Origin of the sequence: Actinomyces oris, from assembly GCF_001929375.1 — a bacterium.
In the GTDB taxonomy this organism is placed as follows: domain Bacteria; phylum Actinomycetota; class Actinomycetes; order Actinomycetales; family Actinomycetaceae; genus Actinomyces; species Actinomyces oris_B.
Map to the genome: position 1 here is coordinate 38,962 of NZ_MSGO01000030.1, position 21,874 is coordinate 60,835.

The window sequence follows — 21,874 nt, forward strand, 5'->3', positions numbered from 1 at the left end:
CAGGACACTGCACGTGTTCCGGGGGAAGGAGCCGAAGGGAGGCGCCCCCAATCATGCCAGCCGGCACTGACATCCTGAGCTCGGCCCTACCGCAGTTGTGGGCCGCATAGCCGCGCATTCCCTCCGGGTCTCGTGCATCTCACGCCATCGCCGACGTCCTCGCGGGCATCTCGGGTCTCACAGGCCTCGCAGGATCAGGCCCAGCCCCGCGCGCAGCTGGCCGATCACCTCGTCGGACTCCGTTGGCGGGGCGTTGAGCAGGTCGAGGGTCAGCCCGTTGACGACGGCGGTCACCAGGCGCGCTCCCTCGGCGGGTGACAGGTCCACGCGCATACGACCGGCCTTCCGAGCGTCCGCCAGAATGCCCTCGACCCAGGTACGCATGGTCTGGAGCGCCTCCCAGTAGGGATCGGCCAGCCAAGGCCTGGTGGATGCAGCGGCACCGAAGGCGACCCAGGCAGCCGCGTCCTCGCGCTGCACGGCCCCGGTCGGCAGAAGCTCGGCAAGAGCCCTCACCAGGGTCTCCGGCTGTGCGGGATCCACCTCATGAGAGAGCACACGGCCACCCTGGCGCTGGACGGAACGGACGAGGGCGTCGGTCAGCAGAGTTCGCCGGCTCGGCGAGCGGTACTGAACGGTGCCCGGGGCGACGCCGAGCCGGGCCGCCACTCTGCGAACACTGACCCGGTCGAAGCCCTCCTCGGCGATGATCGCGATGGTGGCGTCAGCGGTCATGATCGCTGCCGATGACATCAGGGCGTTAAGGACCGATCGCCGGCCCGTTTCCTGGTCCATGACGCTGCCCTCCGCGGTTGTCCCTTTCAGTGCCTTCGCAGGCGCCCTCCACCGTCGTTACTCCCACCGACATCTCGGGCGCTCAATAACGGTTGCCTCACCAGACTATCCCTCATACGATCGTATGAGAACTGTCATACGGTCGTACGACAGCAATCGGTTAACGAGCGAGGTACCCATGGAACACGCCGCCACACTCGCAGGACTCGCCCTGCTGGACTCCACCAGCCTGGGCACGCTGGTCATCCCGATCGCGCTCGTCGTGCGCAGCCGTCGCGTGGACCGTGGGCCGATGACCATCTACCTGACCACCGTGTGCCTGGTGTACCTCGGCCTCGGGATCGCCCTCGTGGCCGGCTTCGACCTCATCGGCTCCGCTGCGGCGCGCCTGGCCCGCACCGAGACGGCACAGTGGGCGACCCTCGTCATCGGTGTGGTGCTGGCGGGTTTCAGCATCCTCAGCCCCAACCCGCCCAAGCCCGAGCCCGGAACGGATTCTCTGGGAAACCGGCCCACTCCCGCCTCAGCCGGGGCGATGGTCGTTCTGGGGCTGGGAGCCTCACTCGCCGAAGCCGCCACCATGGTCCCCTACATCGCGGCGACCGGGATCATCGCCTCCTCCCCAGAGGCTTGGCCGGCACGGATCGTCACCTTGATCCTGTACTGCCTGGTCATGATCGCACCCGCCCTCGTCATGCTCGGCCTGGCCGATACGCTGGGGCAGCGTTTTCTACCCAAGCTGGCCAGAATCGCCCCCAGGCTGGAGTATGAGACCAAGGTCACCCTCCTGTGGATCGCAGCGCCCCTCGGCCTCCACCTCGCCGCGCGCAGCGCAGGCGCCCTGGGCCTCTTGGGTTAGCCGCACCGATCGGGGACGTACTTCCCAGCCGAGGACTGCGATCCCCCACCGGCGACTGCGCCCCGGCGCGCGCATTCTGACAACAAGCGCAGTCCTCACCGCAAAAGTACGTCCTCGCGGCGAAAGCACGTTCTCGACGGCGCCGGTCGCACTCCCGACGGGGCCTCCCCGACCCCCATCACGGATAAGGGCAGTGATGCATGACGCAATCCGCATCTAGGACTTACCTCCCACACGCCGCGGACGCCTCTCTCCCGAACCAACACTGTCCTGCACAGATCTGCACCATCCCGCCGAAAAGCCCGCACCGAAGGTCAGGACCGGCCGACCAGGAGCCCCACGTTGTCCGACGACCGCCGCCATCGGCCCGTAGCCTGAGGCGCAGCCGAGGCCGCATCACGTCCTGCTACGAAGCAGGTAAGTCCGGGCGGTCCTCGTGACAGTCTCAGCTACGACGTCGTGGAGGCATATCGTGCGAATCGCCCTTTTCGCCACCTGTCTTGCGGACACCATGTTCCCGCAGGCAGCGCAGGCAACCGTCACCATCCTGGAGAGGCTCGGCCACCAGGTCTGCTTCCCCGAGGGACAGGTCTGCTGCGGCCAGATGCACGCCAACACCGGCTACTTCAAGCAGGCCGCCAAGATCACCCGCAACCACGTGGATACCTTCTCCCCCGTGCTCGACGGCGAGTGGGACGCGATCGTCATCCCCTCGGGCTCGTGCACCGGCGCGGCCCGTCACGAGCAGGGGCTCGTGGCCGAGCATGTGGGCGACACGGCCCTGGCCAAGCGGGTCGAGCAGATCGCCGCGCACACCTACGACCTCACCGAGCTGCTCATCGACGTCCTGGGCACCGAGGACGTGGGCGCCTACTTCCCCCACACGGTCACCTACCACCCCACCTGCCACTCGCTGCGCATCGCCAAGGTCGCCGACCGCCCCTACCGCCTCCTCAAGGCCGTCGAGGCGCTCACCCTCATCGACCTGCCCGACGCCGAGGTCTGCTGCGGGTTCGGCGGCACCTTCTCCATGAAGAACTCCGAGACCTCCACCGCGATGCTCGCCGACAAGATGAGCAACGTGATGTCCACGCGCGCCGAGGTCCTGTGCGCCGGCGACTACTCCTGCCTCATGCACATCGGCGGTGGCCTGTCCCGTGTCAACTCCGGGGTGCGCATCATGCACCTGGCCGAGATCCTGGCCTCCACCAAGGACGCGCCCTTCGAGGGCAACATCTCCTTCGCCCCCAAGCACGTCCAGCACACCGGTAACTCTCAGCACACACAGGCGGTGGCACGATGACACAGGTATTTCTCGGCATGCCCCACACGGGCGGGTGGCGCACCGAGGTCGAGCAGCCCGAGGACACGCTGCGCTGGGGGCACACCTTCCCCGAGGGCGCGCACAAGACGCTGGCCAACACCCAGATGCGCCGCAACCTGGGTCACGCCACACGCACCATCCGCTCCAAGCGCGCCGACCGCGTGGCCGAGATGCCCGACTGGGAGGACCTGCGCAACGCCGCTGAGGCCGTCAAGTTCGAGGTCGCCTCGCGCCTGCCCGAGCTGTTGGAGCAGTTCGAGGCCAACGTGACCGCCCGCGGTGGAATCGTCCACTGGGCGCGCGACGCCGCCGAGGCCAACCGGATCATCACCGACATCATCGCCTCAAAGGGCGTCGACGACATCGTCAAGATCAAGTCGATGGCCACCCAGGAGACGAACCTCAACGAGTACCTGGCCGACCGGGGCATCACCGCCCACGAGACGGACCTGGCCGAGATGATCGTCCAGCTCGCCGACGACATGCCCTCGCACATCGTGGTGCCCGCCATCCACCGCAACCGCTCCGAGGTGCGCGGCATCTTCCTGGACCGCATGGAGGACGCCCCCGCGGACCTCTCCGACGACCCCAAGGAGCTCACGGCCGCGGCCCGCTCGCACCTGCGCAACAAGTTCCTGCACGCCTCGGTGGCCGTCTCCGGCACGAACATGGGTGTGGCCGAGACCGGCACGGTCTCCATCTTCGAGTCCGAGGGCAACGGGCGCATGTGCCTGACCCTGCCGGACACGCTCATCACCCTCATGGGGATCGAGAAGCTGGTGCCCCGGTTCCAGGACGTGGAGATCTTCTCCCAGCTCCTGCCGCGCTCGGCCACCGGTGAGCGCATGAACCCCTACACCTCCATGTGGACCGGTGTCACCGAGGGCGACGGCCCCAAGGAGTTCCACCTGGTGCTCATGGACAACGGGCGCACCAAGACCCTGGCCGACCCGGTGGGCCGCCAGGCCCTGGCCTGCATCCGCTGCGGGTCGTGCATGAACATCTGCCCCGTCTACCAGCACACCGGTGGACACGCCTACGGCTCGGTCTACCCCGGCCCGATCGGCTCGATCATCACGCCTCAGCTCACGCAGGGGCTGGCCGACGACGACCCGGTCCACACCCTGCCCTTCGCCTCCTCCCTGTGCGGGGCCTGCGGCGAGGTGTGCCCGGTCAAGATCGACATCCCCACGATCCTCGTCCACCTGCGGGCCCGCTCCGTGGACGTCAAGCGCCGCATCGTGCCGGACGTGTGGGACGTGGCCATGAACGTCTCGGCCCCGGTGATGTCGAAGAGCTCGCTGTGGGAGGCCGCCTCGCAGACGGTCAAGGCCTCCGCGCTGCTGGGCGGCAAGGACGGCAAGATCGGCGCCCTGCCCTTCCCGGCCTCCCTGTGGACCGGGGCACGCGACCTGCCGGTGGCCCCCTCGGAGACCTTCCGCCAGTGGTGGAGGCGCACCCACCCCGAGGGCGAGACTCCCCTGAGCCAGGTCGCCGGCGCCCAGGTCGGCCGCGGACACGCGGACGGCTTCCCGGCCGATCCACCACCGTCTCCCGGAAAGCCGGTGTCCGGCAGCGCGAGCGCCGACGGCGAGCCCACCCCGGCCGCGCTGGACGCACGCTCGGCCATCAACAACCCTGAGCCGATCGCCCCGGAGGCATCCGCCACCCAGGCCCCGGCCGGCTCGACCAGCGAGGAGGAGCTGTGATGGATGCGAAGTCCGCGATCCTGGCCCGCGCCCGCGACGCGATCTCGCGGTCCCAGACCCGACCGGTGGGGCCGATCCCGCGCAACTACATCCGCTCCGGGGACAATCCCCCCGGCTCCAAGCCCGTGGTTGAGGAGATGATCGAGAAGCTCGAGGACTACTCGGCCGAGGTCATCGTCGCCCCCAAGGACGCGGCGATCCTGGATGCCATTGACGAGCTGCTCGGTGAGGCGCGCTCCGTCGTCGTCCCCGCCGGGCTGCCCGAGGACTACAAGAAGGCGGCGGCCCGGGGCGGCCGCACCGTGGTGGAGGACTCCCGCGAGGAGGCCATCGCCACCCTCGACCTCAATGAGATCGACGCCGTGCTGACCTGCTCGCGTGTGGGCATCTCGATCTCGGGAACGATCGTCCTCGACGGCGAACCGGACCAGGGCCGCCGGGCCATCTCGCTGGTGCCGGACAAGCACGTCGTGGTTCTGGAGCGCGAGACGATCATGCCGACGGTGCCGCAGGCCGTCGACGTCCTGGGCAAGCATCCCACGCGCCCGATGACGTGGATCGCCGGCGGCTCGGCCACCAGCGACATCGAGCTGGTGCGCGTCAACGGCGTGCACGGCCCGCGCAACCTGCGCGTCGTCATCGCCCACTGAGGTTCATCAAGACCGCCCGCACTCCGCGTCGCCCGATTGCTCACTGCTCGGGCGGCGCGGAGCCTTGTCGGCTCTTCCCTGCTCCCGCAAGAGTTTCACGGGGATCCGGGTGAGGGGCGGACCGTTCCGCTGAGGCCTCCCGGGGCGGACGCACACCGGATTTCCAAGGAGGCCGGGTTGACTGAGGGCGACTGGTGGCAGCGCGGAAAGGACCTCTTCTTGACCATCTCACTGACTGAGTCACCCCTGGCCCCCGACTACGACCGCTCCGACATGACCACCGGGATCGTCCACATCGGTGTGGGCGGCTTTCACCGCGCCCACGAGGCCGCCTACCTCGACAGGCTCATGCGCCGGCGCGCCGGGTCCGACCCTGGTGACGGCGGAGCACTCGCCGCACCGGGCGGCTCCTGCCTGGAGTGGGGGATCTGCGGCGTCGGCCTGTTGCCCGAGGACGCTCGGATGCGTGACGTGCTGGCGGCTCAGGACCACCTCTACACCCTGGTTCTCAAGCACCCCGGTGGGCTGCGCGATCCGGCGGTCATCGGCTCGATCCACGACTACCTCTTCGCCCCGGATGACCCCGAGGCGGTCCTGTCCCTCATGAGCGAGCCGACCACCCGGATCGTCTCACTGACGGTCACCGAGGGCGGCTACAACGTTGACGACGCCACCGGCACGTTCCGCACTGAGGCACCCGGAGCCGTCCACGACGCCGAGCACCCGGGCGGGCCGAGGACCGCCTTCGGCTACATCGTTGAGGCGCTGCGGCGCCGTCGGGCGGCCGGGATCATGCCGTTCACGGTCATGAGCTGCGACAACCTTCCCGGCAACGGGACGGTGGCGCGCAAGGCGGTCGTCTCACAGGCCGCGATGAGCGACCCGGAGCTGGCCGACTGGATCGACGCCAACGTCGCCTTCCCCAGCTGCATGGTCGACCGGATCACCCCGCGCACCACGCGGGCCGACGTCGCCGAGCTGCGGCGGGCACTCGGTGTTGAGGACGCCTGGCCGGTGGTCTGCGAGCCCTTCACCCAGTGGGTGATCGAGGACGACTTCCCCGCCGGGCGGCCGCCGTGGGAGGAGGTCGGGGTGCAGATGGTCGACGACGTCGTCCCCTACGAGCTCATGAAGCTGCGTCTGCTCAACGCCTCCCACCAGGGGCTGGCCCACTGGGGGCGGCTGCTGGGGATCGAGTACGCGCACGAGGCCGCGGCCGATGCGGATATCGCCGCCTGGGTAAGGGCCTATCTTGAGCGAGAGGCGCGGGCCACCCTGCGCTCGGTGCCGGGAATCGACCTGGACGACTACATCAACACGCTCTTCAAGCGCTTCACCAACGAGGCGATCGCGGACACGCTCTTCCGCCTGGCACAGGACGCCTCCAGCCGGATGCCGAAGTTCGTCCTGGGCACGGTGCGCGACAACCTCACCGCCGGTGGGCCGATCCGTCTGGGGACCGCGATGGTGGCTGCCTGGGCGCTGGGCGATGAGGGCGTCGACGAGAACGGCAAGGCGATCACCATCGACGACCCGCTGGCCGACGAGCTGCTGCTCCTGGCTGCCGCACAGAAGTCCGGCCACGAGACGGCCTTCATCTCCCACGAGGGCGTCTTCGGGGACCTGGCGACCAACGAGCGCTTCCGGCGCACCTTCGTCGAGGAGCTGGATGCCCTGCGACGCCAGGGCGCGCGGGCGCGTCTGCGCGCTCTGACCGGCCGCACCCGAGCGGCCTAGCCCCGGGCCGGTGCCCGGGCCGTCGACCCGGGCACCGGCCGGCTCGACGCACCACCCCATCAGAAAGATTGCTTAGGCTAACCTTGCTTCAGTGACCTTTGTCCCATAGCATGAAGCGGTTCGTGGACCTCAGGGCCGGCCACGGGGGCCGGTCGCCTTCCACGAGCGCTCCGCGTCGCGCGGAGCGTCCAGAATCCGACTCACCGATGAGGTTCCTATGGTCAAGCGCCAGCTGCCCAACCCGAGCGAGATCTTCGAGCTGCTCCACTTCAAGACGCCCGAGCTCAACCCCAAGCGTCGACGCCTCGACGCCGCACTGACCACCTGGGACCTGCGCAAGATCGCCAAGCGCCGCACTCCGGCCGCGGCCTTCGACTACACCGACGGCGCCGCCGAGGGCGAGATCTCCCTGCGTCGCGCCCGCCAGGCCTTCCGAGACATCGAGTTCCACCCCGATATCCTGCACCCCGCCGTCGACGTCGACACCTCCTGCGAGATCCTGGGCGGACGCTCGGCCATGCCCTTCGGCATCGCCCCCACCGGCTTCACCCGCCTCATGCAGACCGAGGGCGAGGTCGCCGGGGCCGGGGCCGCCGGCGCCGCCGGGATCCCCTTCACCCTGTCCACGCTGGGCACCGCCTCCATCGAGGACGTCAAGGCCGCCAACCCTCACGGGCGCAACTGGTTCCAGCTCTACGTCATGCGCCGGCGCGAGATCTCCTACGGGCTGGTCGAGCGCGCCGCGGCCGCCGGCTTCGACACCCTCATGTTCACCGTGGACACCCCCGTGGCCGGGGCCCGCCTGCGCGACAAGCGCAACGGCTTCTCCATCCCACCCCAGATCACGGCCGGCACCGTCCTCAACGCGATCCCCCGCCCGTGGTGGTGGTTCGACTTCCTGACCACGCCCAAGCTGGAGTTCGCCTCCCTGAAGTCCACCGGCGGCACCGTGGGCGAGCTGCTTGACAGCGCCATGGACCCCACCATCAGCGACGAGGACCTCAAGGTCATCCGCTCCATGTGGCCCGGCAAGATCGTCATCAAGGGCGTGCAGACGGTGGAGGACTCCAAGCGCCTCATCGACCTGGGCGTCGACGGCGTCCTGCTGTCCAACCACGGCGGACGCCAGCTCGACCGCGCCCCCGTCCCCTTCCGCCTCCTGCCCGAGGTGGTCCGTGAGGTCGGCAAGGACGCCACGATCATGGTGGACACCGGCATCATGAACGGCGCCGACGTCGTGGCCGCCGTCGCCCTGGGCGCCAAGTTCGGGCTCGTGGGCCGCGCCTACCTCTACGGCCTCATGGCCGGCGGGCGCGAGGGCGTGGACCGCATGATCGAGATCCTCTCCGACGAGGTCGTCCGCACCATGAAGCTCCTGGGCGTCTCCAGCCTGGACGAGCTCGAGCCGCGCCACGTCACCCAGCTGACCCGCCTGACCCCGGTGCGCCCGCAGGTCAAGGCGGCGGCCGACGCCCTGGCCCGCTGACGGCCCGCTCCGCGCAGGCCCCACCCCACCCCACCGGCCCAGTCCCTCCGCCCGGCGTCGGAGGAGTCCCCGCCGTCCGCCCTGCGCGGCGGCGCCCGGTGACCCCGGAGAAGAGACCCCAGCGGTCGCCTCTCCGGGGCCGCCGCCGTCGTGCCGAGAAACGGAAGCATGCCGGAAACAGGCCGGGCGCTATGGTCGTGGCACCATCACTTCTGTCCTCGGCGACAGGTCTGTGCCTCCTCGCATCAGACGGAGCACCCGGCGCCCTGGATCACCCCTGCGGCCGGTCCCGAGCGGCCACCGCCCCGAGGAAGGGACAGCGCCATGGCACAGTCCGAGTCCGGCTCAACGTCCGGCTCAACGTCCGGTTCGACATCCGGCCCGATGTCGGGCACCGCGACGGCGGTCGACGACCGCGAGGACGAGCTCGCCGGGCCCGGCCGCCTCATCTCCAGCCGGTGGCGGCCCCGCAACCTGCGCACGACGCCGTCGAGGCAGGACCGGGGGCTGTTCGACCAGCCCCGAGGGCTTCCCTGGATGCTCAACGTGGAGATGTGGGAGCGCTTCTCCTACTACGGCATGCGCGCCATCCTGCTCTACTTCATCACCGACACCCTGGCCGGCGGCGGCCTGGGCCTGAGCGAGACCAGCGGGCAGGTCGTCATCGCGCTCTACGGGATGGCCGTCTACTTCCTGGCGATCCCCGGGGGCATCTTCGCCGACCGCATCATCGGGCCCTGGCTGTCCACCCTCTACGGCGGCGTCGTCATCATGGCAGGCCACATCTGCCTGTCCATCCCCAGCACCGTGACGTCCTGGACGGGGATCGTGCTGGTGGCCGTGGGCACCGGCTTCATCAAACCGAACCTGACGACCATCGTCGGCGGCCTCTACGACGACGATGACATCCGGCGCGACGCGGGCTTCCAGCTGTTCTACATGTCCATCAACGTCGGCGCCTTCGCCTCTCCCCTGCTGACCGGCTGGCTGCGCGAGCACTACGGCTACCACGCCGGCTTCTCCTCGGCCGCCGTCGGCATGGCCTTCGCCCTGGGCGCCTTCGTCTACGGCCGCCACAAGCTCTCAGCCTTCGCCTTCACCGTCCCGAGCCCCATCCGCCCCCAGGAGCGCCGGCGGCTGCTACTGGGATCCCTCGGCGTCCTGGTCGCCGTCGGCGCCGTCATCGCCGTTCTCCAGGCGCTCACCGGCAACCTGGTGACCACCGTCGCCACGGCGGGCCTGCTCGTGCCGGTCGGTGCGGCCGTGGCCTACTTCGTGGTCATGTTCCGCTCCCCGAAGGTCACCGCCCCCGAGCGCACCCACCTGCGCGCCTACATCCCCCTGTGGATCGGCGCGGTCCTGTTCTTCATGATCACCGAGCAGGCGGCAGGCAAGATGGCCACCTTCGCCGACTCCCACACGGATCTGCGTCTGCCCCTGTTCGGCTGGTCGATCACCGCTGAGGCCTATCAGTCGGTCAACCCCGCGGCGATCGTGATCCTGGCCCCGCTGATCGGCATGCTCTTCACCCGGCGGGCGGGCCGGTTCCCCTCCACCATCATGAAGTTCGTCATCGCGGTGCTCATCGTCGGGCTCTCGGCGCTCATGCTGGGATACGGGTTCCAGATCTGGCCGGGCGGGCGGTATCTGTCCCCCTGGTGGTTCCTGACGCTGGTCTACGTCATCCAGACCGTCGCCGAGCTCTTCCTGACCCCGGTCGGCCTGGCCACGACGACCGCCCTGGCCCCCAAGAGCTTCGCCTCCCAGGCGATGGGGCTGTGGTGGCTCAGCGTCGCCACCGGGCAGGGCGTCGCCGGGTTCGTCATCGCCCAGACCGAGGACGCCTCCGACGCCACCTACTACTACGGCCTGGGCGTGGCCACGCTGCTCATGGCCCTGGTGCTGTTCGCCGTCGCCCCGTGGACCCAGCGGCAGATGGCCGACGTCGAGGTCGCCGCGCAGGACTAGGCGCGGCTGGGGCGCCGCGAGTTCGTAGGTTAGGTCTCGGGTTCGTAGGTTAGGTCTCGGGTTCGTAGGTTCAGGGCACGACCGCGAGGACTAACCCACGACCGCGCGCCTCCGACTGCTGCCGACGGACCCCAGAGAGGGGAGATGAGCATCATCCCGGCCTCACCGACCTCGTTCGCCGCTTCGCTCAGCCGCCCTCGCGTCCTCCCGAAGTAATCGCACGGTCAGGGTAGGGTGCACAGGTACCTGCGGTTCTTGCCGAACACTGACAGTCCGGCGGCACACCTCACCCGACCACAGGAAGAGAGAGTCTCATGTCAACGACCCCGGCTCCCGTCGAGGACGGTCTCGATACCGGTCGGATGATCACCAGCCGGTGGCGCCCCGCCACCCTGCGCACAACTCCGTCGAAGGCGGACCAGGGGCTGTTCGGCCACCCCCGGGGACTGCCCTGGATGCTCAACGTGGAGATGTGGGAGCGCTTCTCCTACTACGGCATGCGCGCCATCCTGCTCTACTTCATCACCGACACCGTGGCCGGCGGCGGCCTGGGCCTGAGCAACAACTCCGGGCAGGTCATCCTGGCCTCCTACAGCGCGGCCGTCTACCTGCTGGCGATCCCCGGGGGCATCTTCGCCGACCGCATCATCGGGCCCTGGCTGTCCACCCTCTACGGCGGCGTCGTCATCATGGCCGGCCACATCTGCCTGTCCATCCCCGCGCCCGCCTTCTCCTGGACGGGGATCGTGCTGGTGGCCGTGGGCACCGGCTTCATCAAGCCGAACCTGTCCACGATCGTCGGAGGTCTCTACGATGATGACGACCCGCGGCGCGACGCCGGATTCCAGCTGTTCTACATGTCGGTCAACCTCGGATCACTGGCGTCTCCGCTGGTGACCGGCTGGCTGCGCGAGCACTACGGCTACCACGCCGGCTTCTCCTCGGCCGCCGTCGGCATGGGGGTGGCCCTGGTCGCCTTCGTCTACGGCCGCCACAAGCTCTCCGCCTTCGCCTTCACCGTCCCCAACCCCATCCGCCCCCAGGAGCGCCGGAGGTTCGTGCTCGCCTCGATGCTGGCCGTGGCGGCAGCGGCAGCACTCGTCGTGGTCCTCGACATCCTGACCGGCAGTCTGCTCGACGCCATCTCCACGACCATGCTCATCATCCCGGCCGGCGCCGCCCTGGGCTACTTCATCCTCATGTTCCGCTCCCCCAGGGTCACGGCCCGCGAGCGCACCCACCTGCGCGCCTACATCCCCCTGTGGATCGGCGCGGTCCTGTTCTTCATGATCTCTGAGCAGGCGGCAGGCAAGATGGCCACCTTCGCCAAGGACAACACCGACGGCCGCATCCCGTTGCTCGGCTGGGCCATCACCCCAGAGACCTACCAGTCCATCAACCCGGCCACGATCGTCATCCTGGCCCCATTCATCGGCTGGCTCTTCACCCGGCGGGCGGGCCGGTTCCCCTCCACCATCATGAAGTTCGCCATCTCGGTGCTCATCATCGGGGTATCGGCCTTCATCCTGGGCTACGGCTTCCAGACCTGGCCGGGCGGGCAGGACCTGTCCCCCTGGTGGTTCCTGGCCGTGGTCTTCATCATCCAGACCGTCGCCGAGCTCTTCCTGTCCCCGGTGGGCCTGTCCACGACGTCGGCGCTGGCGCCCAAGAGCTTCGCCTCCCAGACGATGAGCCTGTGGCTGCTGACGACGGCCACCGGTCAGGGCCTGGCCGGCTTCATCATCTCCAGGACGGGGAACGTCGCGAACTCCACCTACTACTACGGCTTGGGGGTCGTGACGGTCGCCGTGGCCATCATCCTGTTCATCGTCGCCCCGTGGACGGAGCGGAAGATGGCCGACGTCGGAGTCACGGTGCAGGACTAGTCGCGGCCGAGGCGCCGCGAGTTCGTAGGTTAGGTCTCGGGTTCGTAGGTTCAGGGCACGACCGCGAGGGCTAACCCACGACCGCGCGCCTCCGGCTGCCGCCGGCGGGCCGGGCGCGAGGTGGTCACACCCGCTCCCGGTCACCGGTGGAACCGGCTCGGCGATCTCTACAGCGCCTTCTACGAGCAGTGGCGTGACGCCTCGCTGCCCCACATCCAGGAGACCTTTCGGGACAGGGTCGACGACGTCGTCGCTCTCGTGGTATCGCTGAGCCGGGAGGAGCTCTTCACCTCAGGGCAGCGGACGTGGGCCTCCTCGACGCCGTCGGCCTGGCCTGTGGCCAAGTGGGTGCATATCGACACGGGGGCGCCCTTCACCTCCTTCCGCACGAAGATCCGCGCCTGGAAACGCCGCTGAGCAATCGGATCGCTCACCCCGGGGAGGACTCACAGTACGAGGGCGCTCCGGGGTCGCATCTCCCACCATGAACCTGTCGTCAGCGACAACCATCAGCTGAGGGGACGTACGACCTGCCGACGACCCCAGAGGCCGGCACGGCCCGGACAACAAAGGCCCACCGCCTCGGCACAGACTCACGATCACACCTCAGTTTCTCCTCCTCACGGAGTATGTCGTCGGTGTATACACTCAGCGTATAGTTGCGGGCATGGAATCCAGACTCACTCTTCTTGGGCTGCTCAGCGCCGGACCGGGGCACGGATACGACCTCAAGCGCTCCTGGGACCACTGGTTCGCCGCCTCCAAGCCGCTGGCCTACGGTCAGGTCTACGCCACGCTCGCCCGCCTGGTGCGCGACGGGCTCATCACGCAGGTCGAGGCCGAGCCCGGCGCCGGCCCGGAGCGCAAGCGCTACGAGGTCACTGACGCCGGACGCCAGAGCGTCGAGCAGTGGCTGCTGACCCCGGTCACCCCGGCCGGTGACGTCCAGGCCGACATCTTCGCCAAGACCGTCATCGCCCTCATGCTCGACGACGACGCCGGACGCCTCCTCGACCTTCAGCGCGCCGAGCACATGGCGCGCATGCGCGAGCTGACCCGCCTCAAGCAGGACGGCGACCTGCGCACGGTGCTGCTGGCCGACCACGCCCTGTTCCACATCGAGGCCGACCTGCGCTGGATGGAGACCACGGCGGCCCGCCTGAGCGAGCTGCGTGAGGAGGTGCGCTCATGAACGCCACCGCCGTCATCACCGACGTCACGGCCGCCGGCGTCGACCCCGCACCCGGTCAGGGCGGGGCGGACCTGCCGGGCGAGGTCATCATGCGCGCCCGCGGCCTGGAGATGAGCTTCGGGCAGACCCACGCGCTGCGCGGCGTCGACCTGGACGTCCTGGCCGGTGAGGTTCTGGCCGTCACCGGCCCGTCGGGCTCGGGGAAGTCCACGCTCCTGCACGTCATGGCCGGGGTCCTCGTGCCCGACGCCGGGCGCGTCGACTACCACGGAGGCGGCGCGCCGCAGGACATCGCGGCCCTCGACGAGGCGGCCCGCAGCCGCCTGCGCCTGAAGGAGTTCGGCTTCATCTTCCAGTTCGGCCAGCTCCTGCCGGACCTCTCCGCCCTGGACAACGTCACCATCCCCCTGCTCCTGGCGGGCGCCCCGCGCCGGCGGGCGCTGGCCCAGTCCCGCGAGATCCTGGGCGAGCTGGGGCTGAGCGAGCACCTGGACAAGCGCCCCACCCAGCTCTCGGGCGGGCAGGCGCAGCGGGCCGCCGTCGCACGGGCGCTGGTGACCAACCCGCGACTCCTCTTCGCCGACGAGCCCACCGGCTCCCTGGACTCCCTGGCCGCCGAACGCACCATGGAGGTGCTCCTGAGCTCGGTGCGCTCCCGAGGTGCCGGACTGGTCATCATCACCCATGACGCGCGCGTCGCCGCCTACGCCGACCGGGAGGTCACCGTGCGCGACGGTCGCATCGGTCCCGGGGCCACGCACGCCGCAGCCGGCCCGAGCCGGCCGGGACACGCCGAGCCGGGACGCCCGGGAAGTCCAGGCGGTCAGAGGAGCCGGTCATGAGCCGCATCGCCCTGACCCGGCTGCTTGTCGCCAACGACCGCTCCGCCCGGCGCCGCCTGGCCGGGATCGTCGCCGGCGTCATGGTGGGGGTGGCGCTGTTCCTCATGCTGCTGGCCGCCGCCCAGGCCTTCCCCGAGCGCAGCATGCGCTCCAGCTGGGCGTCCACCGCCCTCATGCCCGGCATCTCCGAGCAGTCGAACCACGCGGACCTCCAGCCCGACCATGCCCTCACCGACAGCGAGCTGGCGGTCGCCAGCAACGTCGACGTCGTCGACAACCAGCCGATCACCATCCTGAGGGTGGCCCTGCCGGAGTCGGGCACCACCTCGGTGAGGATCCCGGGCTCCGACGTCGTCCCGAAGCGGGGCGAGTACCTGGCCTCACCGGCCCTGGCCAAGCGCATCGCCTCCCTTCCCGCCGACCAGCTCGGTGACCGCTACGGCAAGCAGGTGGGGGTCCTGTCCCCAGAGGCCGTTGAGGGCCCGGACTCGCTGGTGGCCGTCGTCGGGACGGACCTGGGGACCGTGACCGCCTCCGAGTTCTACATCCCGCCCCAGGTGGTCACCTCCTTCCAGGGCATCCCCTACGAGAACGATGCGTATCGGATCGCCACGCTCATCGGCGCCATCGCGGTGCTCGTGCCCGCGCTGCTGCTCGTCGGTATCGTCACCGACCTGGGGGCGGCGCAGCGGGCCGAGCGCTTCGCCACGCTGCGCCTCATCGGGGCCACGCCCCAGCAGGTGGCCCGCACCGCGGCCCTGGAGATCGGGGCCACCACCTTCGTCGGCGCCATCGCGGGCGTGGCCCTCTACCTGGCCACGATCCCGCTGGCCGCGCAGATCACGTTGAGAACCAGCCGCTTCTACTACTCCGACCTGCTGCGCTCCCCGGTCAACGCGGTCCTCGCCGTCGTGGTGACCACGGCTGGGGCTGCGGCCGTGGCCTGGTGGCGCACGCGACGGGCCGACCTCGGCCCGCTGGGCGGGTCCCGTGAGCGCACCGAGCACCGTCCCCGCCTCATCTCGCTGGCACCCGTGATCCTGGGGACGGCGGGACTGGTCAGCACCCCGTCGGTGGCCCGTCAGGACTCCGACCTGACCATCTACCTGCTGCCCGTCTCCTTCCTGTGCGCGATGCTGGGGCTGCTGTGGGCCGGGCCGGTCCTGACCTGGTGGGTGGCACGAGGCGGCAGGGCCCTGGCCCGTTCTGCGGCGCAGGTCATCGGCTTCAACCGGATCACTCAGCACCCCAGGGCGGTCTTCCGGGCGGTGGCGGGCGTCGTCATCGCCGTCTACGCCATGACGGTGTTCGCCGTCGCCATCACGGCCGCCGCGGGGACCCGCGACGTCACGCAGGGCGGTGGACACCTGAGCCCCACGACGCTCGGGGCGACGCCTGCGGTCAGCGACGAGGGCGCCCTGAACAGCGCCGTGGCTCGGCTCGCTGCCGTGCCCGGGGTGACGACGGTCGCCGTGGGGAGGATCAGCGGGGACAGCAAGCAGGACAGTCAGATCATCCTCGAGGCCGACAAGGCCGAGGCCCTCGGGGCACCGCATGTAGTGGCCCCCGATGGCGCGGTGAGCATCAGTACCCAGTGGCTGTATGAGAACGCGGCCGCCTCGCCGTCGCCGGTCAGCGCCGAGGAGCTGGCGAGCGCCCGTGAGCACGGCGCGCCCGTCATCCTGGTGGGCACCGACCCGGCCAGCCCCGGGGCCATCGATCGGGCCCGCACCTGCCTGGCCACCTCCGGCCTGCCCCTGGGGACCGCCCCGACCTCACCCAGCTCGATCCAGGCCCTCCAGGGCAGCGCCATGGAGAACCAGTTCGCCCAGCTCGGCTACATCGGCATCCTCATCGCCGCGGGCATCTCCGCGGTCTCGCTCGGGGTCTCGACGGTGGCGGCGCTGTTGGGGCGCCGGCGGGTCCTCGGTCTGCTGAGGCTGGTCGGCATGCCGGCGGCGACACTGCGCTCCATGGTCTCCTACGAGGCGACGCTGCCGACGGCCACTGCCCTGGTCATGAGCATCGGCCTGGGCTGGCTGACCGCATGGTCGCTGATCGGCGGTGTCTCGGGCCGCCACATCGGCCGGCCCGGAGGCGGCTACTGGCTGGTGCTGGGGGCGTGCCTGGCGCTGGTGGTGGTGGCGACCCTGGCCAGTGCCCGCTACGGCCGGCGCATGCTGGCCGGAACCACCGTCAGATTCGAGTAGCGGCGGCCCACGGTGTCCATATCGGTGACAAAGGCCCTGACCGGGCTCGGTCGCGGAAAAGAAAACCGCATGATTCCGCGGTTCTTCTCGGCGGAGTGATGGCCTCGCCGCTCCTTTGTCACCGATATGGACACGTACCCCTCCTGGGGACTGGGGAGCGCATTCCCCGACCCCCGCCAGGTGATCTGCGGTAGAAAAGGACCATGACCGCAGGACGGACCGATACGGCCGAGGACGCCTCCCCCTTGGCCGCACCGAGGCCACCGGTCCTCGCGGCACCGGACCTGGGTCGCCTGCGCGAGGGCGGGGCCGATGAGCTCACCGCCGGTGAGATGGTCGAGGACCTGGAGCTGGTCGAGGCGGATCTGAGCGGCGAGGACCTGTCTGCGATCAGTCTGCTCAGCTGCCGGTTCTCGGAGGTCTTCGCCAACGACACCGACCTGGCTGCGGCGCGGCTGGTCGACTGCCGCCTGGAGCGCCTGAGCGCCACCTATCTTCACAGTCCGCGCTCCACCTGGCGCACGGTGGAGCTGCTCGACTCCCGTATCGGGGCCTGGGAGCTCTACGACGCCGACGTCGAATCCGTCCTCATTGAGGAATGCCGCCTGGGCTTCACCAACCTCGCCGGAACCGCTGTGCGCGACCTCCTCATCCGGGGCACCCGGATCGACGAGCTGGACCTGAGCGGCATCGAGGCCCAACGGGTCCGCTTCGAGGACTGCCGGGTGGGCACGCTGCGCCTGCACGGCGGGAGCCTGAGCGACGTCGACCTGCGCGGCCTGGAGATGACAGTGATCAGCGGCGTCGGCTCCCTGACTGGGGCGACTGTCAGCAGCGGGCAGCTCACCGAGCTCGCACCGCTCCTGGCGCAGCACCTGGGGCTGCGGGTCGAGGACCGGGACCATGTACAGCATGCGACGACAAGGAGTACAAGAGCATGACGCTACTGACAGCCGACGACGTTCTCACCGTGAAGTTCGAGGTCTCCTCATTCAAGGAGGGCTACAACCAGGATGAGGTCGACGAGTTCCTCGACGAGATAACCACCACGATGAGGGAGCTCGAGGAGCGGCTCGGCACGTCACGAGGTTCCTCGGACCCCTCGCACCGGCGGGCCGAGAGCCTCCTGACGTCCGAGGCCATCAGGAACATCCGGTTCTCGACCACCCGGTGGTCGGGCTACCACGTCGACCAGGTTGATGCTTTCCTCACTCAGGTGGTCTCGACTATGGAGGCCCTTGAGGCGCAGCTGAGCGCCGGCTCCTCCGCCGGCCAGCCCGGCTCCGGCGGCGGAGCCTATGGCACGAGCCCGGCCCAGACCGGGTACGCCCCGGGGCCCGCCGGAGCCGGTGGAGCTCAGTACGCCGAGGCGATCGCCCAGCGCGACCAGTACATCTCCCAGCTCCAGCAGGAGAACGCCTACCTGCGCGCCGAGCTCGAGGCCGCCCAGCGCCGCCTGGGGACGGCTGGGTTCTAGAGCCCGTCAGCGCTGAGAAGTCCAAGACTGCGGAGCAGGTGGGGCATCGTTGTCGATGGGCAAGGCCCTTGAGTATCAGGCTCAGGAAGGCTGTCCGTCGGCAGATGGCACCTGGCCGCGGCCTGCGTGACCTTGTCCCAGGGAAAGTCATCAGGGAGCGTCTTGGCGTCCTTACTGCTCAGGCCCGTCAGCTCCCGGTAGTGAGCCTGAGCGTCTGCCTGGTTCTGGTAGTTCTTCACGGGGACGTAGTGGGCGTTGAGCCAGACCTCGAAGCAGGGCACGGAGACGATGCCATGGACAACGGTCCGCTTGCTGCTCAGCCTTCGGCATGCGGCCAGAAAGCCATAACGGTCCTGGCCATCGTGGTCGACGACGATCCACACCTCCCTGTATTCGCTGAGGTCTGACCGAGGTCCGCTGAGCTCCTTGACGACGGTGAGCGGGTCACCCTCGATGACCTTCACTTGGGCTGAAATCCTGTCATGGCCCACACGTCGGCAGAGCTGCTGCAGGTAGGCGCTCTCGGTGACCCGCCCGTTGGTTACCAGGAGAACGGTGCGCCGCTCGGCTCGTTGAGCGCGTCGTCTCCTTCTCGGTGGTGTCATCTCACTTCGCCTCCGCCGGCGTTGAGAGGTACCGGCGGAGGCTGGAGGTGTCTACCCGAGGGATAGCACCGAAGGCACCGGCGAGGTAGCGGCGCTGCTTGTTCGTGCCCTTGCGGTTGGAGGGGAAGTCTGCGAGCGAGAAGAGCTCACTGGCACCGAAGGGGGACTTCTCCGTCATCCACACCTCGCCCGCCTCCAGGAGCTGGACGGGAGAATTGTCCAGGAGTGCCGTGTCATGGGTTGTGAAGACGATCTGGGCGCCCCGGGTGTTGAGATCCGAGTCCTTGAACATGTCCACCAACGTGGCGGTCAGCGTCGGATGGAGGCTCGCATCGAGCTCGTCGATGCACAACACCTGGCCCAGCCGCAAGGCGTCAATGGCGGGACCGACCGTCGCCAGCCAGGTAAGAGTGCCCTGACTCTGCTGGCTGCTCGCTAACCGGTAGTCCTTACCGTCCGCCCCACGGTGCTGGAGCACGAGATGACGCTGGAGCTCCTTGAGCACCTCGGCGGGAACCTCAGCCTCCTCGTCCTCGCTCCAGGGAAGGCGACGCAGGAGCTCAAGCATTTCCTGCGGAACCTCCTGCTCCTCGAGCTCAAGTCCGACGATGCCCAGGTCGGCGGCCTGAGCAATGGAGTTCGCAATGCCAGTCCACTGCTCAGGGGCGTCCGTGAGCCGGCGCATGACCCACCGCAGACGCGAGCTGCGCTCCTCATCACTGTGGTGGATGAAGCGCATGGATCGCAGGCTGCGCGCGATCGGGGCGAGCGTGGCGTGCTCGTACCTCAGAGCCACGGCGAGAAAGAGGTCCTTGGGCGTCGTAATCCGACCGACCTCGGTCGTGGCGCCCTTGAGGGTGGTGCCGGCCTCGATCACGGGCTTGTCATCCTCGGGCCCCTGGGTGCGCACGAAGACCTTGCGCCAGCGCTGTCCCGCCGCCCAGAGCTCCTCACGCGAGATTCCCCAGCGATGCGCCTCGACGCTGTAGCTGTAGCGTTCGTTCTCGTGAGTGAAACCGACGGTGAAGCGGGACGGCTGTGCCGCGTGGTCGCGATCGAGACTGAAGGGCTGGTACAGGATGTCCCGCTGCCCCCCGATGGCGTGGTGGAGGCAGTCAAGCGCGTCCAAGAGGGTGGACTTGCCTGAGGCGTTAGCGCCGAAGATCGCCGCCACGCGCCATGTCTGCTCCTGCCAGGAGGAGTCGGTACGCGGCGTCAGGGTCTTGAGCGAGCTCCGAGTGAGATCAAGGGTCGCCTCCTCTGCGTAGCAGCGGTAGTTCGCCACGGTGAAGTCCAGCAACATACCGCAACCCTAGTGCGAACAACTCGTTTGGGGAAGTTTTTTCCCAAAACGCCACGCTCGCGGCTCCAACCTCGCCATTCGAACGCCACGGTCAAGGCCCGCGGGACTGCCATGACGAAGCGCCGGCCGAGGATGGCTCAGCCCCGCTTGACCAGCGGGAAGGTGATGGTCTCGCGGATGCCCTGGCCGGTGAGCACCATGAGGAGGCGGTCGATGCCCATGCCCATGCCGCCGCTGGGTGGGAAGCCCTGCTCCATGGCCACCAGGAAGTCCTCGTCCAGGATCATGGCCTCGGGGTCGCCCTTGGCGGCTGCCAGGGCCTGGGCCTCGAAGCGCTCGCGCTGGACCACGGGGTCGGCGAGCTCGGAGTAGGCGGTGGCGGTCTCGAAGCCGCGCACGTAGAGGTCCCACTTCTCGGTCAGGCCCGGCTTGCTGCGGTGGTAGCGGGTCAGCGGCGAGGTGTCCTCGGGGAAGTCGTAGACGAAGGTGGGCGCCCACAGCTTGTTGCCGACGAGCTCCTCGAAGATGTCCTCGACGACCTTGCCGGCCACGGCGTAGTCGTCGATCTCCAGGCCGATCCTCTCGGCGTGGGCGACCAGCTGCTCGCGCGGGGTCTCCACAGTGATCTCCTCACCGAGGGCCTCCGAGACCGAGGTGTAGAGGTCGATCTTGTCCCACTCGCCGGACAGGTCGTACTCGGTGCCGTCGGCCAGCGTGACGACCTCCCCGCCCTCGGGCAGGTCGAAGGCGTCGCGGGCCGCCTGCTGGACGAGGTTGCGGGTCAGCTCGGCCATGCCGTCGTAGTCGGAGTAGGCCTCATAGGCCTCCAGGGCCGTGAACTCCGGGGAGTGGGAGGAGTCGGCGCCCTCGTTGCGGAAGTTGCGGTTGATCTCGAAGACGCGGTCGACACCGCCGACCACGGCGCGCTTGAGGTAGATCTCCGTGGCGATGCGCAGGTAGAGATCCATGTCGAAGGCGTTCATGTGGGTGATGAACGGGCGCGCGGCCGCCCCGCCGTGAATGACCTGCAGCATGGGGGTCTCCAGCTCCAGGTAGTCGCGGCGGAAGAAGTTCTCGCGGATGGAGCGCACGACGGCGGCGCGGGTGCGCACCATGTCGCGGGCGGCGGGCCGAGTGAGCAGGTCGAGCTCACGACGGCGCACGCGCTGCTCCTCTGAGAGCGTCACCGCCTCGCCGGCCTCGTTGGTCCAGGTCTTGGGCAGGGGGCGCAGCGCCTTGGAGGCGATCCGCCAGGCGGGGACCTCGACGTCGTCGTCCCCGGCGGAGGCGGCCTCGGCGCCCTCGCGCAGGACCGGCTCGGCCATGACGGACAGCTCGCCGCGGCGCGAGGAGATGACGCGGCCGTGGACGAAGAGGTGGTCACCCAGGTCGACGTCGGCCTTGAAGGCCGCGAGCGCGGTGTGACCCTCGGCGGGCAGGGCCTTGGCCGAGAGCATGGCCTGCAGGGTGGTGCCGGCCCCGTCCTGGAGGGTGACGAAGCACAGGCGGCCGGTGTTGCGCAGGAAGACGACGCGGCCGGCCACGCCGACGACGACGTCGGTCTCCTCCCCGGCCTCGAGGTGGGCGTATCCCTCGCGCACGGCGGCGATGGTGGTGGTGACGGGCACGGAGACCGGGTAGGGGTCCCAGCCCTCGCTGCGCAGGCGCTCGCGCTTGCCGGCGCGGACCTCGAACTGCTCGCCCGGCCCCGGGTCGGCCTTGGGCTGCTTGGGCTGGCCCGACTTCGGCGACTGGGCGGCTTCGGTGGCGGTCGGGTCGGGGCTGGGGGTGCTCTCGTCTGTCACGTGAAGGAGTCTAACGGCGCCCGCCC

At 69.3% G+C, this 21,874-nt stretch carries 17 protein-coding genes and 1 pseudogene; 14 read left to right on the top strand and 4 right to left on the bottom strand.

From position 1 onward, the window contains the following. Positions 1-177: 177 nt before the first annotated feature. Positions 178-735: a TetR/AcrR family transcriptional regulator gene (locus tag BKH32_RS06895; protein WP_256691253.1), complete on the bottom strand. Its 558-nt coding sequence runs from the start codon at positions 733-735 to the stop codon at positions 178-180. Positions 736-973: 238 nt separating this feature from the next. On the opposite strand from BKH32_RS06895, the gene BKH32_RS06900 reads away from it, so the two are divergent. The 14 genes and pseudogenes from BKH32_RS06900 to BKH32_RS06965 all read left to right on the top strand — a co-directional run bounded on the left by BKH32_RS06900 (position 974) and on the right by BKH32_RS06965 (position 18,135). Next, complete coding sequence (locus BKH32_RS06900; protein ID WP_075249250.1) at positions 974-1,654, top strand: GAP family protein; 681 nt, start codon at positions 974-976, stop codon at positions 1,652-1,654. Positions 1,655-2,126: 472 nt separating this feature from the next. Next, positions 2,127-2,957 (top strand): (Fe-S)-binding protein, encoded by an 831-nt coding sequence (locus BKH32_RS06905; protein WP_075249251.1) that lies wholly within the window; start codon positions 2,127-2,129, stop codon positions 2,955-2,957. Further along, positions 2,954-4,687: a LutB/LldF family L-lactate oxidation iron-sulfur protein gene (locus BKH32_RS06910; RefSeq protein ID WP_075249252.1), complete on the top strand. Its 1,734-nt coding sequence runs from the start codon at positions 2,954-2,956 to the stop codon at positions 4,685-4,687. Before BKH32_RS06905 ends, BKH32_RS06910 begins: the two co-directional genes overlap by 4 nt. Beyond that, positions 4,687-5,337 (top strand): LutC/YkgG family protein, encoded by a 651-nt coding sequence (locus tag BKH32_RS06915; protein ID WP_075249253.1) that lies wholly within the window; start codon positions 4,687-4,689, stop codon positions 5,335-5,337. Before BKH32_RS06910 ends, BKH32_RS06915 begins: the two co-directional genes overlap by 1 nt. Positions 5,338-5,610: 273 nt before the next feature. Next, on the top strand, positions 5,611-7,074 hold the full coding sequence (locus tag BKH32_RS06920) for a mannitol dehydrogenase family protein (RefSeq protein ID WP_256691270.1): 1,464 nt from the start codon (positions 5,611-5,613) through the stop codon (positions 7,072-7,074). 217 nt (positions 7,075-7,291) lie between these two features. Further along, positions 7,292-8,560: an alpha-hydroxy acid oxidase gene (locus tag BKH32_RS06925; RefSeq protein ID WP_075249254.1), complete on the top strand. Its 1,269-nt coding sequence runs from the start codon at positions 7,292-7,294 to the stop codon at positions 8,558-8,560. Positions 8,561-8,944: 384 nt separating this feature from the next. Further along, the gene (locus tag BKH32_RS06930) at positions 8,945-10,528 is read left to right on the top strand and encodes a peptide MFS transporter (RefSeq protein WP_178384574.1); all 1,584 of its coding nucleotides are present in this window, start codon (positions 8,945-8,947) and stop codon (positions 10,526-10,528) included. A gap of 314 nt (positions 10,529-10,842) precedes the next feature. Beyond that, the gene (locus tag BKH32_RS06935) at positions 10,843-12,414 is read left to right on the top strand and encodes a peptide MFS transporter (protein WP_075249256.1); all 1,572 of its coding nucleotides are present in this window, start codon (positions 10,843-10,845) and stop codon (positions 12,412-12,414) included. A gap of 105 nt (positions 12,415-12,519) precedes the next feature. Beyond that, positions 12,520-12,831 (top strand): annotated as a pseudogene (locus tag BKH32_RS06940) (ClbS/DfsB family four-helix bundle protein); the annotation flags it as partial. Positions 12,832-13,081: 250 nt separating this feature from the next. Then, entirely contained in the window at positions 13,082-13,606 is a 525-nt protein-coding gene (locus tag BKH32_RS06945; protein WP_060958115.1) for a PadR family transcriptional regulator, read from the top strand. Beyond that, positions 13,603-14,448 (top strand): ABC transporter ATP-binding protein, encoded by an 846-nt coding sequence (locus BKH32_RS06950; protein ID WP_075249257.1) that lies wholly within the window; start codon positions 13,603-13,605, stop codon positions 14,446-14,448. Before BKH32_RS06945 ends, BKH32_RS06950 begins: the two co-directional genes overlap by 4 nt. Then, entirely contained in the window at positions 14,445-16,658 is a 2,214-nt protein-coding gene (locus tag BKH32_RS06955; RefSeq protein ID WP_075249258.1) for an FtsX-like permease family protein, read from the top strand. The genes BKH32_RS06950 and BKH32_RS06955 overlap by 4 nt, the downstream gene beginning before the upstream one ends. A 203-nt stretch (positions 16,659-16,861) precedes the next feature. Next, positions 16,862-17,599, top strand: a complete 738-nt coding sequence (locus tag BKH32_RS06960; RefSeq protein WP_075249259.1) for a pentapeptide repeat-containing protein — start codon at positions 16,862-16,864, stop codon at positions 17,597-17,599. Continuing rightward, on the top strand, positions 17,596-18,135 hold the full coding sequence (locus tag BKH32_RS06965) for a DivIVA domain-containing protein (RefSeq protein ID WP_075249260.1): 540 nt from the start codon (positions 17,596-17,598) through the stop codon (positions 18,133-18,135). Before BKH32_RS06960 ends, BKH32_RS06965 begins: the two co-directional genes overlap by 4 nt. Here BKH32_RS06965 and BKH32_RS06970 read toward each other — a convergent pair. The 3 genes from BKH32_RS06970 to lysS all read right to left on the bottom strand — a co-directional run bounded on the left by BKH32_RS06970 (position 18,132) and on the right by lysS (position 21,848). Then, positions 18,132-18,740 carry an RloB family protein gene (locus BKH32_RS06970; RefSeq protein ID WP_075249261.1) on the bottom strand — a complete coding sequence of 203 codons (609 nt, stop codon included), beginning with the start codon at positions 18,738-18,740 and terminating at the stop codon, positions 18,132-18,134. The genes BKH32_RS06965 and BKH32_RS06970 overlap by 4 nt on opposite strands. 1 nt (position 18,741) lies before the next feature. Continuing rightward, on the bottom strand, positions 18,742-20,043 hold the full coding sequence (locus tag BKH32_RS06975) for an AAA family ATPase (RefSeq protein ID WP_075249262.1): 1,302 nt from the start codon (positions 20,041-20,043) through the stop codon (positions 18,742-18,744). Between the two features lie 137 nt (positions 20,044-20,180). After that, positions 20,181-21,848: a lysine--tRNA ligase gene (gene lysS / locus BKH32_RS06980; protein WP_075249263.1), complete on the bottom strand. Its 1,668-nt coding sequence runs from the start codon at positions 21,846-21,848 to the stop codon at positions 20,181-20,183. Positions 21,849-21,874: the final 26 nt, after the last annotated feature.

Excerpts from the sequence above, each read along its gene's own strand:
- BKH32_RS06895 (WP_256691253.1), bottom strand. The coding sequence starts at position 735 with ATGACCGCTGACGCCACCATCGCGATCATCGCCGAGGAGGGCTTCGAC.
- BKH32_RS06900 (WP_075249250.1), top strand. The coding sequence starts at position 974 with ATGGAACACGCCGCCACACTCGCAGGACTCGCCCTGCTGGACTCCACC.
- BKH32_RS06910 (WP_075249252.1), top strand. The coding sequence starts at position 2,954 with ATGACACAGGTATTTCTCGGCATGCCCCACACGGGCGGGTGGCGCACC.
- BKH32_RS06915 (WP_075249253.1), top strand. The coding sequence starts at position 4,687 with ATGGATGCGAAGTCCGCGATCCTGGCCCGCGCCCGCGACGCGATCTCG.
- BKH32_RS06920 (WP_256691270.1), top strand. The coding sequence starts at position 5,611 with ATGACCACCGGGATCGTCCACATCGGTGTGGGCGGCTTTCACCGCGCC.
- BKH32_RS06925 (WP_075249254.1), top strand. The coding sequence starts at position 7,292 with ATGGTCAAGCGCCAGCTGCCCAACCCGAGCGAGATCTTCGAGCTGCTC.
- BKH32_RS06930 (WP_178384574.1), top strand. The coding sequence starts at position 8,945 with ATGTCGGGCACCGCGACGGCGGTCGACGACCGCGAGGACGAGCTCGCC.
- BKH32_RS06935 (WP_075249256.1), top strand. The coding sequence starts at position 10,843 with ATGTCAACGACCCCGGCTCCCGTCGAGGACGGTCTCGATACCGGTCGG.
- BKH32_RS06945 (WP_060958115.1), top strand. The coding sequence starts at position 13,082 with ATGGAATCCAGACTCACTCTTCTTGGGCTGCTCAGCGCCGGACCGGGG.
- BKH32_RS06950 (WP_075249257.1), top strand. The coding sequence starts at position 13,603 with ATGAACGCCACCGCCGTCATCACCGACGTCACGGCCGCCGGCGTCGAC.
- BKH32_RS06955 (WP_075249258.1), top strand. The coding sequence starts at position 14,445 with ATGAGCCGCATCGCCCTGACCCGGCTGCTTGTCGCCAACGACCGCTCC.
- BKH32_RS06960 (WP_075249259.1), top strand. The coding sequence starts at position 16,862 with ATGACCGCAGGACGGACCGATACGGCCGAGGACGCCTCCCCCTTGGCC.
- BKH32_RS06965 (WP_075249260.1), top strand. The coding sequence starts at position 17,596 with ATGACGCTACTGACAGCCGACGACGTTCTCACCGTGAAGTTCGAGGTC.
- BKH32_RS06970 (WP_075249261.1), bottom strand. The coding sequence starts at position 18,740 with ATGACACCACCGAGAAGGAGACGACGCGCTCAACGAGCCGAGCGGCGC.
- BKH32_RS06975 (WP_075249262.1), bottom strand. The coding sequence starts at position 20,043 with ATGTTGCTGGACTTCACCGTGGCGAACTACCGCTGCTACGCAGAGGAG.